The following is a 12,591-nucleotide window of genomic DNA, read 5'->3' as shown; positions in this document are numbered from 1 at the left end:
AAACTTTAACGCTTTTACTTAGAGGTCTTTGGCAATTTTGTGTAACAAATCCACCATCCTGTTCACATAACCCCATTCATTATCATACCAGGCGTAAATTTTCAGATGTCGTTTATCCACGACCATGGTGCTTAGCCCATCGATAATTGTTGAGCGGGGATCGTTCACATAATCAGTAGAGACTAGCGGGCGCATTTCAATGCCAAGAATATCCTTCAACTCACCTTCTGCAGCCACTGTAAAAAGAGCATTTACCTCCTCAGCAGTGGTATCGCGTGCAAGTTCAAAAACGCAATCCGTAATCGAAGCATTGAGCAGGGGCACTCTCACAGCATGGCCGTTTAACTTCCCCTTCAGTTCGGGATAAATCATTGTAATCGCCGTCGCTGACCCCGTGGTTGTTGGAATCAAAGAGTTCATACCTGATCGAGCCCGACGCAGATCCTTATGAGGGGCATCAACCAACACTTGGGTATTGGTCACATCGTGGATTGTTGTGATAGACCCACGCTTGATGCCCAGGGCATCGTGAATAACCTTTACCACAGGCGCGAGACAGTTCGTGGTGCAAGATGCGGCGGTGATAATGTGATGCTTATCTGGCTCGTATAAATCATCGTTCACACCATAAACGATGTTGAGAACCCCATCGGATTTAACCGGCGCGGCCACCATCACTTTTTTTACACCGGCATAAAGGTAAGGTGTGAGGGTCTCGCTGGTTTTAAATTTACCAGAACATTCGAGAACCACATCCACACCATGGTCAAGCCATCCAACATTAGCCGGTTCAGGCTCTTCGGAAAAGCTAACGACCTCACCTTCCACTTCGAAACCATTTTCTAAACAGGTAACAGCTTTGTCCCAACGACCATGAACCGTGTCAAATTCCAAAAGGTGAGCCGCACATTCAACACCCCCTTTAATTTCGTTTACATGTACGAATTCAATCCCAGGCACACCCCAACCAGCGCGCAAGACCAATTTCCCCATGCGGCCAAAGCCATTAATGCCAACCCGAATTGTCAAAACGTTCACCCTCTCTATACGAACATCAGGCAAACCAATTCATATAAATCAGTTGCCATCACAAATAATTATTTCGAAAATACTCGAAACATTTTATTTTAGTATGAAATATTTATGACAATGTCTCATAAGCAATACTATTGGCCGATAAAAAAATGTCGTTGGTCTCAGTTAAATTCATCTGACATCATCAAAAAAGTTGCTCCATATCTTACAACGAGAGCAAAAGTTCGTCTGTTAGAGATCACCAGGAAATTCCATGTCCGTTCAGCATAACCGCGACCCCAGATACGATATTCTTTTTGAACCCGTGAAAATCGGCCCCGTTACGACTAAAAACCGCTTCTATCAGGTGCCACATTGCAACGGTTTAGGCTATGCGCGGCCAAAAAGTTTGGCAGCCATGCGCGGAATGAAAGCTGAGGGTGGCTGGGGAGCCATCTGCACGGAAGAAGTAGAGATCCATCCCTCTTCTGAAATCTCGCCCTACATCGAAGGACGTCTTTGGGATCGAAATGATATCCCTGCACACAGACTAATGACTGACGCCGTTCATAAACACGGTGCCTTGGCGGGCGTCGAGTTGGTCCACAACGGCTTTCATGCTCCAAACAGAACTTCCCGCCTTCCCCCAATGGCACCATCCGCAATGCCCGTAGATGCCTATGATCCCGTTCATGCCCGCGCGATGGATCTCACAGACATCCGTAATTTGAGAAAATGGTATCGCGCAGCAGCCATCAATGCCCGGGATGCAGGCTACGATATCGTCTATGTCTACGCCGGGCACTGCATGACCACGCTGATGCACTTTATGCTAAGCCGCTTTAACCATCGCAGTGACCAGTATGGCGGGTCCATCGAAAACAGGGTGCGCCTGACCCGCGAAATCCTTGAGGAAGTAAAAGACGCTGTGGGGGATCAATGCGGTATTGCCTTTCGATTTGCCGTTGATGAACTTCTCGGCAAAGAGGGTATGACTTCTGATGGAGAAGCACAGGACGTTGTTGGCATGTTGGCCGAACTCCCTGACCTTTGGGATGTGAACATCAGTGGCTGGTCGCAAGATTCATCTACGGCGCGCTTTGAACCTATCGAAGGTTATCAGGAGAAATACACAGCATTCGTAAAATCCATGACCACCAAACCTGTTGTCGGTGTCGGGCGTTTTACCTCGGCTGATGCCATGGTTTCTCAAATCAAACGTGGCGTCCTCGATCTCATCGGCGCAGCACGACCATCTATTGCGGACCCCTTCCTCCCCAACAAAATTTCCGAGGGTCGAATTGACGAAGTCCGCGAATGTATCGGCTGCAACATGTGTGTCAGTGGCGATAACCTTAGCGTCCCCATTCGCTGTACTCAAAACCCGACCATGGGCGAAGAATGGCGGCGAAAATGGCACCCGGAAAAGATAGAACCCAAAGCATCTGACGATGCTGTTTTGGTCGTCGGTAGCGGACCTTCCGGCCTTGAATGTGCTCTTCAACTGTCAAACCGCGGCTATCAAGTCACGCTTGCGGAAGCGGGGATTGAGCTCGGAGGCCGATCCACAAAAGAAAGTAAGCTTCCCGGTCTCGCCAGTTATGCCAGGGTTCGGGATTACCGAACCAATCTCCTGCAGCAAAAAAGTAATGTTGAGATCTATCTTGATAGTGAGTTGGATGAAGCGGCCATCCTTGAGTTTGGTTTTTCGCATGTTTTGCTTGCCACCGGATCTCATTGGCGAAAAGACGGCACGGGTCGCCATCATCACCAACCAATTCCAGGGCTGGATACTCTTCCAACCTTCACGCCTGACGACCTCATGTCTGGCGAGGCCCCAAAGGGCCATGTGGTGATATTTGACGATGATCACTATTATATGGGCGGAGTTCTCGCCGAAAAGCTCATCGCCGCTGGCAATAGTGTTAGCCTCGTAACTCCTGCGGTCAAAGCCTCTGCCTGGACAGAATACACGCTTGAACAAGAGCGTATTCAGGCAAAACTTATAAATCTAGGTATCGAGATCATCACAAGTCAGGCAGTGGCTGCTGTAAAAGGTAACGAGATCGAACTCTCTTGCACCTATACGGGGAAAACCAAATCTATCACTGCGGACGCCCTTGTTTTAGTTACCGCCCGAAACGCCAATGACGATCTCTACCAGAGCTTAAAATCTTCACCGGATAAGCTTATCGATGCTGGGATCAAAACTCTGGAAATCATCGGTGATGCTTACTCTCCCGGCTCACTGGCATCCGCTGTATACTATGGTCACCTTGCCGCGCGCTGTTTTGAAGGAGAGAATTGGGACGCTGCGCTGTTTGACGGAGAGAGGCCTGGATTGATCAGCTAGGCCTATACAGGAGACAAGTGGGCTTTTTTTCGTTAAGCGCACTTAAGTGATTTACCGTCTAATTCAGCGACAGGATTTTGAACATATGTTGCTGAGTTGACGGTGAATATTCCAGCCAATTTTGAGGCTATGATATAGGCCCTTTGATCTGACAACCCCTCTACCTCGATGTAAATTTTTTGGCTACCATCGTCGTTTCGACGCGCCCAAACGGTAGAAGGCGTTGTGCTGTTTAGCGCAAAATATTCAAGTATCCGCGGCAAGGTACCGGGCTCGCTTTCCGCTGTTAACTCAAAGGCAGTCAAATTGTTACTCTTCACGGCTATAATCCCGAATATTCCAAAGTACTTAATATCGATCAGTCACCCTTGTGACCTGATAAAACTAAGTATCTCCTCTTTCTTGAGGAATTTCTTCCCCAAGACAAAATCAACATGCTATTAATTGGTATAAAATCCCCCTTTAATTATAAATAATGGGAATTATGACCGATAATCTTGACAAGCTAGACATTGGTATCCTCGAAATACTACAAAAAGATGTCACCATCCCGGTAACGGAACTCGCTGAAAAACTCGGATCTTCGAAATCCGTATGTTGGCGTCGTATTCAGCGATTGATTGATAGCGGGGTAATCAAAGAGCGTGTGGCTATTCTCGACCAGAAAAAAATTGGGCTCGGCGTTACTGTCTTTGCCCAGGTTAAAATGCACCACCATGCCAAGAGTACGCTACCCGATTTTGTCAAAGCCGTACAAAAATTTCCACAAGTCATCGAATGCCACACACTCATGGGCAACGTAGATTTCTTGCTAAAGATAATCGTTAAGGATATTGAAGACTATGAACGGTTTTTCTGGCAGGATCTCTCTCCGATAGAGGGCGTTCAGGAAATTAGCTCCTCTACCGCTCTAACACGTTTCGTTGATACCACCAGTCTGCCCCTAGACCATCTATATCATTCCGATAAAAAACCGGACTGATAATCAGCCCCTCTCCCTTGGTTTCTTTAATTTTGGCACCAAACAGAAAGCAAACAATGACAAGAGACACTGATCAGCCAGTTCCGTTGCAAGATTATGCTGTTTTGGCGATGATTTTCACCCTGTGGGCACTGAACTACATTGCCATTAAAATCAGTGTAAACGAATTTCCTGTCTGGACTGCTCTCGCCATTCGCTTTGCTATCATTGTTGTGCTACTCGCTCCCTTTGTGAAATTTCCAAAAGGACAGTTTCGCTCACTTCTTTTGATCAGTGCGGCTCTTATCCCCGGCCATCTTGGCTTTCTGTTCTGGTCAATTCAAAACACAGCAAGCGTTGGGGCCATTTCAGTTATCATCCAACTTGGCCCTGCCTTTTCGGTGTTACTCGCCTGGATATTTTTTAAAGACGCTCCTGGTATCAAACGCATTAGCGGCCTGATCATTGGCTTTATCGGCATCGTCATTCTGTTCTATGAGCCCACCTTTTTTGACACTATAGACGCGCTACTTGCGGGCGTTGCCTCAGCATTTTTCATGGGGACTTATATGGCGCTGGTTCGAGGGAAAGACCAAATCTCCCCCCTTGCCATCATTTGCTGGTCATCCGCACTCGGCGTACCTTTTTCATTAATCATGGCCTTATTATTCGAAGCTCCGATACAAGAAACACTTCAAACTGCCAGTATCAATAGCTGGATTGCTATTGTTTACGCAGCTATAGCCTCCAGCATCATTGCCCACGGTTCCTGGGCCTGGATGCTGCGCCGCCAACCAATATCGTTTCTTGCGCCTTTGACGCTGATTGTACCCGTACTGGCTGTCTTTGCCACAGTAACTATATTTGATGAACCGCTAACGCTTCACATGGTCATCGCCGGGCTGATCGTTCTCGCAGGTATGGGGCTTATAACCATCTCTAAAGCCTACAAATAGGCGGGAAGCATCGCTTAAAACTGTGCGATGTCGTCGAGGAGCCACTTGGTAAACAACTCCACCTGAGGTGAATTCTGGCTGTCCTGATGACACACCACCCCCCATCCTCCAGGGGCTTGAATTGTATGATCAACAGGCTGTACCAAGCGACCTGCCTTGAGATCATTCTCGGCAAAGGGCCCATTAAGCATTGCAACGCCTTCGCCATCCAAAGCCATTTCCAGGGCGATGGCTATGGTATCGACTGCGATGGAGTTTCGGGATACTTCAGCGAATACACCCGCAGACTGAAACCACTCCTCCCAGTGATCGTCGGCGGTGTAAACCTTGAGCAGTGGTAAGTCGAGAAGTTCCTGTGGTGTAATTTTCGACGACGGTCCTTTATGTAAATCGGGGCTACAAACGGGCACTAGAATCGCGTCAAACAAGGGCACCCAATGGAGATGGTTTGGCACAGGCTCCGGTGCATAAATAATCCCAAGATCTTCGTTGGCTTCATTAAAAGCACCGTCGATAATGCTAGAGGTAATCTGGAGATCAAAGCCAGGATGTTGCGCTTTAAAGCGAGACAACCGTCTCGCTAACCACCGAATAGAAAGCGTGACGAAAGCTTGAATGCGAAGACTTTGGTTTTGATCTGTTCGACGTAACATTTCTGAACAATTTATCAACTGCTCAAGTGACGATCTGACAACAGGGTAAAAGCTCTCCCCTTCGCCTGTGAGTTTAACGGCACGGCCATCGCGTTCAAACAACAGAACCCCGAGGTCTTCTTCTAATAATTTAACCTGATGACTAATGGCGGTATGAGTCAGATTTAGCTCCAGCGCAGCCTGCCGAAAACTAAGCAACCTCGCAGCCGCTTCAAAACCCTTTAACGCCTTGAGCGGCGGTAATTTCTTCAAATCGATTTGGTTCGCCATACCGCACCCATAAATTCCAAACCTACGAATCCTAATTACAATTTGTCACACAGGCTAAGATCAATTGGAACATTTTTTGAACCAAAGGTCGAAAAAACATCAATTGTTTAATTTTCCGGATAGGCTCAAGGTTCTATGACGTACTCAGATCAATTTAGCACCTGCGATAGCCAGGTCACTTAGGGATTAAAAAAATGAAAATTGGATTTGCTGGCCTTGGCAGCCTTGGTGAACCTCTGGCTATGAACCTTGTAAAAGCGGGCTGTGATGTCACCGTTACAGATCTTTCTAAAGAAACCGCAACCCGCCTTATTGCAGCGGGAGCAAAATGGTCTGATGATATCTCTGGCATCTGTCAGGATGCTGAAGTTGTCATAACCGCTCTCCCCTCACCCGCTGCATCGAGAGCCGTCGTTGAAGGTGAGAACGGTGTTTTTGACAACCTGTCTTCAGGGGCAACCTGGATTGAGATGAGCACAACTGATTTCGAAGATCTGCAGCGACTGACTGATCTGGCAAAAACTAAAGGCATCAACGCCCTGGAGTGCCCCGTCACAGGTGGCGTGCATCGCGCGCACTCTGGCAAAATCACCATCCTTGTCGGCGGCGACGAGACCATTTTTGACAACGTAAAACCGGTTCTACAAATCATGGGGGGCGAGATCCTCTACATGGGCCCAACAGGCCACGCTACCGTGGTCAAGGTTGTCACCAATATGCTCGCCTTTATCAATCTGGTTGCCGCCAGTGAGGGTATGATGTTGGCTAGAAAATACGGCGTCGACATGAACGCCATCTGGAAAGGCATTCGCCATAGCTCTGGTAATAGTTTTGTCCACCAAACAGAATCAAAGCTGGTTCTCAGTGGGGGCTATAACGTCAATTTCCCCATCGATCTCGTACTTAAGGACCTTGGTCTCGCGCATGACATCGCTGATAAAACCGGTGTTCCACTCGAGCTCGGCGGCGCGACGCAAGAAATCTACCGTCGTGCGAAAGATTTACTGGGCGGAGACGCGCAATCACCAGAAGTCGCCCGCTTGTTGGAAAAAGCCTGTGGCATAGAAATGCGCGCAGAAGGCTACCCCACTGAACTCACAGAAGAAAACACAGCATAACGATAGAAATGAGTTAACCCCAAAGACAACAAGGCCCGTGGAAGAGCCCTGTTGTCTTTGGTTATGCACTGTCATTTTTTAAAAAACTTAGTTCTCAAAAAATACCAGCTTCTAATCCAGCTGCTATCAGCATGCCAAGTTCTTCACATTCACCTTTAAACTCGTCCCGGTATTCACCACGACAAATTAGTGCCTCTTCTTGTACCGGCTTCCAACGCAGTCCTGTTACAATAGTCTCAACTGCTCGCCTCGTACCGGTACCATCGTGACCTGCCCGAATATAAAGGCCATAGGGCAGACCTTGTTTGACTTCGAGACAGGGATAATAAATGCGATCGAAAAAATCCTTTAACGCCCCGCTCATATAGCCAAGGTTTTCCGTCGTCCCTAAAATTATTCCATCGGCAGTTAAGACGTCTTCGGGGCCGGCTTCGAATGGGGTTCGCACAACCAAATCAATCCCCTCTATATCAGGGTTTTCCGCCCCCTTAACAACAGCATTTCTAAGCATCATTGTATTGGGTGACGGGATATGAGCTACGATCAAAAGACTTTTATTCATCAGCTGCTTATCAGAATAATTTATACAAAAGGTTGGGCTCTTCTCCGCTTTGTTGAGTAGAAAAAGATGCCGACCGCCAAGTAACCTGTTGATATGTATGGTTTCTGATAACTTTACATAGAGCAGGTATATGACAATCAACATCTCGCAGCATATTTTAGGCCTCAAAGGGCAACGTGTAAATGAAATTAAACTGGATGACGGCGGTGTTAAGATTGTCATTCACTGCAGCCGAGACGCGCGTAGGAGGGCTATAGACCCTGCTACAGGCCAGAAGGGAAGCATCAACCAGCATGTCCGCCGACAAGTAAACGACATCCCCCTTTTTGGGTATCCTTGTGTGGTCGAGATTGAGCTGGCGCAGGTTTATATTAACAAGGGCGAACGCCGCATTGAGGGGTGTGATTTTGTTGATAAAGGGTGCCGTTTCACTCACCGATTTTGCCGACTGATCAGTGGATTATGTCGGCATATGTCTATTCAAGCGGTTTCCAGACATTTGGATATACGATGGGAAACGGTCAAGAATATCGACAGGGCATACCTTATTGAAACTCTCCCTACGCTTGATCCTGCAGAGCTAACTGGCTTGGAATATATTGGTGTAGATGAAGTTGCCCGGGCGAAAGGTCATGACTACATGACGGTGGTCTACGATATGGTTGGCGGTCATCTGATCTGGGTTGAAGCAGGCCGAACTGCCGAGGTTTTTTCAAGGTTTTTGAAACAACTGCAACCAGATACAGCCTGCAAAATAAAGGCCGTAGCGATGGATATGGGGCCTGCCTACCAAAAGGCTGTCAGAGAGTCCTTGCCGTTGGCCGACATAGTATTTGACCGTTTCCACGTCATGAAAAACTACAGCAAAGCTATCCATAATCAGCGTCGACTTGAGTTCAGAAAGGCCGATCCAAGTGGTAAAGAGTTGATGAAAGGGACACATTATCTGTTGCTCAAAAATGCGGATAAGTTGAGTGAAAAACAAAGTGACAAGCTGCAAAGGTTGCTGGAGAGCAATAGCAACCTGAATGCACTTTACGTCTTGAAAGAACAGCTTCAGCTGCTGTGGAGTGCCGCTTCATTTGAGGCGATGGCGGAGCAACTGGAACGTTGGTGCCTGATAGCAGATCAGTCACAGATGCTCTATCTAAAAAAGTTCGCGAAATCCCTACGGAAACATTGTGTGGGCATCTGCAACTACGCCAAACACAAGCTCACAAGCGCCAGGATAGAGGCTGGTAATGTCAGTATAGGAATGATCCGTAAGCGAGCCAGAGGCATCAAGGATACCGAATACTTCAAACTCAAAATTAGACAATCATCCATTCCAGATAATCAATCTATGCTCTATTTGAAATCCTAAATCTACTCAACAAAGCGGAGAAGTGCCAAAGGTTGCTACACATATTGTTCTTGAAACAGTAGGATAGCATCAAACAATCAATAAAGAGATTTTATTCGAGAGCGAGAAGAAATGGCTGATAATAATCGAGTGGTATTGATAACGGGTGCCACCAGTGGCATCGGCTTGGCGACAGCTGAAAAACTAAAGGCTTCGGGTTATCATCCTGTCTTAACCGGGCGTAACCCTGAGAAGGTCAAAACCTGTGCTGAGGAACTCGGCATTCCAGGCTATACCTTGGATGTGGCCAACGAGGTAGACTGTGCAAAGGTTATAAAATCCGTTGAAACGGACATCGGGCCAATTTGGGGACTGATCAACAATGCCGGAATCTGGCTAGAGGGCTCTTTTGACGAATACTCCACAGCCGATATCCGTGCGGTAATGGAAACCAATACCATGGGCACCATGTTCATGACCCATTCAGTCTTGCCTGGAATGCTCGCGCGGAAAACTGGCGCAATTATCAATGTTGTCTCAACCGGTGCTCTCTATTGCCGTAAATCGATCTCGGTTTATTCCGGTAGCAAATGGGCAATCCGTGGCTTTACCGGCTGTATGGAAGTCGAGTGTGCGCCCAAAGGCGTTCGGGTGATGGGCTTTTATCCGGGTAAAGTTGACACCAACATGTACAGTACGGCGGGTATTGATCGCGACCTTGAGGTTGCCATGACCCCAGCTGACGCAGCAGGTATGATTGAACGCATGTTCTCAGATGAGCATATCCTTTGGGGGCAGGTATCAGGTCGCAGCATCAACGATTACGCTTAAGCTCTCTTCCCGTCATAAATATAAAAAGGCCCCAGACATATCACTGACTGGGGCCTTTTTCATAACTTGCGTTCCGACTAGATAATCGCAGATCTTACTTTCGCTGACACCATTTCACTAATGATAACGGCAATAAAGATAACAAAGATAATGAGCGACACCTGAGGCCAGGCCAACACATTAAGCGATGAGCTCATCTGCAGACCAATACCCCCAGCCCCAACGAGGCCAAGAACGGTTGATTCGCGGATGTTAATGTCCCAGCGGAAAACGGTGATCCCTGCAAACGAAGGCATGATCTGAGGCACGATGGCATAGGCCATGACCTGCCAACGACTGGCACCAGTCGCTGTAATCGCCTCGACCTGTTTCTCATCAATCTCTTCGATCGCCTCATAGAGCAGCTTGGCACAAAATCCGATGGAGCGCAGAGCAATCGCGATAGTCCCGGCAAAAATACCTGGACCGATTATGGCAACAAGCAACAGTGCCCAAATGAGAGAGTTGATCGAACGCGATGACACGATGATAAACAACGCCGGCCAGCGGCAGAAAATTTGATGCGGCGTCGTATTACGCGCTGCCATAAATGCCACAGGTACAGCAATGATAAGGGACAACACCGTCCCAATCGTGGCGATGTTTATGGTATCCCACAAAGGTTTCCAGAGTTCATTGATGTAGGACCACTTTGGTGGCATCGCACGTCCGCCAATATCAGCAGCAATCCGTGGCGCATCAAAAACAAAGAACCAAGTAGTCGCCGATGAGATCGTCTGCCAACAATACATAACCACTGCAACGGATACGAAGTAAATAAACCACCGTTTCAGTTGCGCATTGCGATCACGAACCATCCAGACTTTTTGTCCGGTACTATTAGTAGATACAGCCATTATTGTAACCTCGCCCGGATAATGCCTGAGAGATACTCAAGAGTCATAACAACAACTATAATGATGATGATGATGGCCGCAGCGGTATCGAATTCGTAACGGTCAAACGCCGTGTTCAATGTCGCCCCGATCCCCCCAGCACCGACCAACCCCAAAATCGCTGATTCACGAAAATTGATATCCAAGCGGTACATGGACAAGCCGATCAAACGCGGCATGACCTGTGGCTGAATGCCATAAGTTACCCATTGCCACCAACCGGCGCCGGTTGCTTTGATCGCCTCAGCTTGAGACTTATCGGTATCTTCGATGTCTTCTGCCAAAAGTTTGGCAAGAAAACCGATGGTCGCGAAGGACAGAGTTACAAAACCAGCAAAGGGACCAAAACCAAAGATTGCCACCAACAAGATAGCCACGATAATTTCATGCAGTGCACGAGAAATAGCGATGATGCCACGACAGACAATGTACACAGGCAAAGGCGCTATGTTCCGCGCAGCACCGAGGCCAATTGGAATTGAAATCAAAATTCCGAAAGCTGTCGATGTGATCGTCATAATTGCTGATTCTGTCATCCCATCAGCAATATCAGACCAGCGGCTTGTAAAATCAGGTTGAGAGAAAGCCAGAATAAAATTCCAGCCGCGATCTAAACCTTCGTATACCCGGGCCCAATTGACATCAAAAGAACCAAAGGCGAGGACGAGATATATCAGAGATGCAGAAATCAATCCCCAGCGGACAAGCGGGTTCTTGATCATCGGAGGCTTTCGCCATTTCCGTGAAGCCGTTACAGAGGCACTCATGCAACCGCCCCCTGTTCCGCCTCATCCTCTTCATCATCAACTTTTTCGATGGTCGCTTCCCAATCTTCCTCACCATAGATTTCCGTCAGGATTTCAGGCTTAAGCTGATCAGGAGGTCCGTCATAAACAATTTCACCAAAGCGCAAGCCAACCACGCGTTGGACAAACATTTGAGCGAGAGCAACATCGTGAATATTGATGATCGCGGCAAGATCGCGTTCAGCACAAAGCTCACAGATCAAACGCATAATCTGGCGTGATGTCTTGGGGTCAAGAGATGCAGTTGGCTCATCCACGAGCAACAATTCAGGATCTTGAATCAGTGCGCGAGCAATACCGACACGCTGCCTTTGTCCGCCAGAGAGTTCATCGGCGCGTTTGTCAGCCATATGATCAAGGCCAACTCGCTCAAGGAGGCGGAAGGCTTCGTCGACATCGCTTTGCGGATACTTCCGCAAGAAGGAACGCCAAAACCCAACATAGCCCAAACGACCGGACAGAACGTTTTCCATAACCGTCAGGCGTTCAACCAGAGCATACTCCTGGAAGATCATCCCCATACGACGTCTTGCCTGACGCAACGCACCAGAACCAAGCTTCGTCAATTCATTACTATTTAGGGTTACCGTCCCAGAGGTCGGCTCTACCAGCCGGTTAATACAGCGTATCAACGTACTTTTACCCGCGCCAGATGGCCCGATCAAAGCAACAACCTGTCCTTTGGGAATTTCAAGCTCTACGCCTTTGAGGGCCATGTCGCCCGTTGCGTACTGCTTGCTAAGTTTATTCAGGTGCAACATGCTAACTCTACCTGTCGATTAATAAAACA

13 protein-coding genes are annotated in these 12,591 nt (G+C 47.9%); 6 read left to right on the top strand and 7 right to left on the bottom strand.

The window, feature by feature from the left end; all coding sequences use genetic code 11:
* Nucleotides 1-18 precede the first annotated feature (18 nt).
* The gene (locus ACOGW3_RS16295; RefSeq protein WP_419903943.1) at nt 19-1,038 is read right to left on the bottom strand and encodes an ArsJ-associated glyceraldehyde-3-phosphate dehydrogenase; all 1,020 of its coding nucleotides are present in this window, start codon (nt 1,036-1,038) and stop codon (nt 19-21) included.
* Between the two features lie 250 nt (nt 1,039-1,288).
* On the opposite strand from ACOGW3_RS16295, the gene ACOGW3_RS16290 reads away from it, so the two are divergent.
* Nucleotides 1,289-3,367, top strand: a complete 2,079-nt coding sequence (locus ACOGW3_RS16290) for an FAD-dependent oxidoreductase (RefSeq protein WP_419903942.1) — start codon at nt 1,289-1,291, stop codon at nt 3,365-3,367.
* 32 nt (nt 3,368-3,399) lie between these two features.
* Here the strand turns inward: ACOGW3_RS16290 and ACOGW3_RS16285 are convergent, their stop codons facing one another.
* On the bottom strand, nt 3,400-3,687 hold the full coding sequence (locus ACOGW3_RS16285; protein ID WP_419903941.1) for a hypothetical protein: 288 nt from the start codon (nt 3,685-3,687) through the stop codon (nt 3,400-3,402).
* 164 nt (nt 3,688-3,851) lie between these two features.
* Between ACOGW3_RS16285 and ACOGW3_RS16280 the strand changes: the two genes are divergently transcribed.
* The gene (locus ACOGW3_RS16280) at nt 3,852-4,349 is read left to right on the top strand and encodes an Lrp/AsnC family transcriptional regulator (protein WP_419903940.1); all 498 of its coding nucleotides are present in this window, start codon (nt 3,852-3,854) and stop codon (nt 4,347-4,349) included.
* A 56-nt stretch (nt 4,350-4,405) separates the two neighbouring features.
* Entirely contained in the window at nt 4,406-5,284 is an 879-nt protein-coding gene (locus ACOGW3_RS16275; protein WP_419903939.1) for a DMT family transporter, read from the top strand.
* Nucleotides 5,285-5,298: 14 nt separating this feature from the next.
* Here the strand turns inward: ACOGW3_RS16275 and ACOGW3_RS16270 are convergent, their stop codons facing one another.
* Nucleotides 5,299-6,207 (bottom strand): LysR substrate-binding domain-containing protein, encoded by a 909-nt coding sequence (locus ACOGW3_RS16270; RefSeq protein WP_419903938.1) that lies wholly within the window; start codon nt 6,205-6,207, stop codon nt 5,299-5,301.
* A 194-nt stretch (nt 6,208-6,401) separates the two neighbouring features.
* Here ACOGW3_RS16270 and ACOGW3_RS16265 point away from each other — a divergent pair, with 194 nt between their 5' ends.
* On the top strand, nt 6,402-7,325 hold the full coding sequence (locus tag ACOGW3_RS16265; RefSeq protein WP_419903937.1) for an NAD(P)-dependent oxidoreductase: 924 nt from the start codon (nt 6,402-6,404) through the stop codon (nt 7,323-7,325).
* Between the two features lie 94 nt (nt 7,326-7,419).
* Here ACOGW3_RS16265 and ACOGW3_RS16260 read toward each other — a convergent pair whose 3' ends face one another.
* On the bottom strand, nt 7,420-8,031 hold the full coding sequence (locus ACOGW3_RS16260; protein ID WP_419903936.1) for a flavodoxin family protein: 612 nt from the start codon (nt 8,029-8,031) through the stop codon (nt 7,420-7,422).
* Between ACOGW3_RS16260 and ACOGW3_RS16255 the strand changes: the two genes are divergently transcribed.
* A complete protein-coding gene (locus tag ACOGW3_RS16255) occupies nt 8,018-9,250 on the top strand; it encodes an ISL3 family transposase (protein ID WP_419901077.1) in 1,233 nt (410 codons plus the stop codon). The genes ACOGW3_RS16260 and ACOGW3_RS16255 overlap by 14 nt on opposite strands.
* A 111-nt stretch (nt 9,251-9,361) precedes the next feature.
* A complete protein-coding gene (locus ACOGW3_RS16250; protein ID WP_419903935.1) occupies nt 9,362-10,060 on the top strand; it encodes an SDR family oxidoreductase in 699 nt (232 codons plus the stop codon).
* A 77-nt stretch (nt 10,061-10,137) separates the two neighbouring features.
* On the opposite strand, the gene phnE (ACOGW3_RS16245) is transcribed toward ACOGW3_RS16250, so the two are convergent.
* Genes phnE (ACOGW3_RS16245) through phnC form a run of 3 tightly spaced genes read right to left on the bottom strand, consistent with a single transcriptional unit; the run spans nt 10,138 to nt 12,562 of the window.
* On the bottom strand, nt 10,138-10,956 hold the full coding sequence (gene phnE, locus ACOGW3_RS16245; RefSeq protein WP_419903934.1) for a phosphonate ABC transporter, permease protein PhnE: 819 nt from the start codon (nt 10,954-10,956) through the stop codon (nt 10,138-10,140).
* Entirely contained in the window at nt 10,956-11,762 is an 807-nt protein-coding gene (phnE, locus tag ACOGW3_RS16240; protein ID WP_419903933.1) for a phosphonate ABC transporter, permease protein PhnE, read from the bottom strand. Before phnE (ACOGW3_RS16240) ends, phnE (ACOGW3_RS16245) begins: the two co-directional genes overlap by 1 nt.
* Nucleotides 11,759-12,562, bottom strand: coding sequence for a phosphonate ABC transporter ATP-binding protein (gene phnC / locus ACOGW3_RS16235; RefSeq protein ID WP_419903932.1), 804 nt, complete (start codon nt 12,560-12,562; stop codon nt 11,759-11,761). The genes phnE (ACOGW3_RS16240) and phnC overlap by 4 nt, the downstream gene beginning before the upstream one ends.
* Nucleotides 12,563-12,591: the final 29 nt, after the last annotated feature.

The sequence above is a fragment of the Kiloniella sp. genome (assembly GCF_965205715.1).
Taxonomy (GTDB): domain Bacteria; phylum Pseudomonadota; class Alphaproteobacteria; order Kiloniellales; family Kiloniellaceae; genus Kiloniella.
This window is presented reverse-complemented; position numbering and strand designations above follow the sequence as displayed.

Coding starts and splice junctions, on each gene's coding strand:
- ACOGW3_RS16250 (WP_419903935.1), top strand. CDS start 9,362: ATGGCTGATAATAATCGAGTGGTATTGATAACGGGTGCCACCAGTGGC.
- ACOGW3_RS16255 (WP_419901077.1), top strand. CDS start 8,018: ATGACAATCAACATCTCGCAGCATATTTTAGGCCTCAAAGGGCAACGT.
- ACOGW3_RS16260 (WP_419903936.1), bottom strand. CDS start 8,031: ATGTTGATTGTCATATACCTGCTCTATGTAAAGTTATCAGAAACCATA.
- phnC (WP_419903932.1), bottom strand. CDS start 12,562: ATGTTGCACCTGAATAAACTTAGCAAGCAGTACGCAACGGGCGACATG.
- phnE (WP_419903933.1), bottom strand. CDS start 11,762: ATGAGTGCCTCTGTAACGGCTTCACGGAAATGGCGAAAGCCTCCGATG.
- ACOGW3_RS16270 (WP_419903938.1), bottom strand. CDS start 6,207: ATGGCGAACCAAATCGATTTGAAGAAATTACCGCCGCTCAAGGCGTTA.
- ACOGW3_RS16275 (WP_419903939.1), top strand. CDS start 4,406: ATGACAAGAGACACTGATCAGCCAGTTCCGTTGCAAGATTATGCTGTT.
- phnE (WP_419903934.1), bottom strand. CDS start 10,956: ATGGCTGTATCTACTAATAGTACCGGACAAAAAGTCTGGATGGTTCGT.
- ACOGW3_RS16280 (WP_419903940.1), top strand. CDS start 3,852: ATGACCGATAATCTTGACAAGCTAGACATTGGTATCCTCGAAATACTA.
- ACOGW3_RS16290 (WP_419903942.1), top strand. CDS start 1,289: ATGTCCGTTCAGCATAACCGCGACCCCAGATACGATATTCTTTTTGAA.
- ACOGW3_RS16265 (WP_419903937.1), top strand. CDS start 6,402: ATGAAAATTGGATTTGCTGGCCTTGGCAGCCTTGGTGAACCTCTGGCT.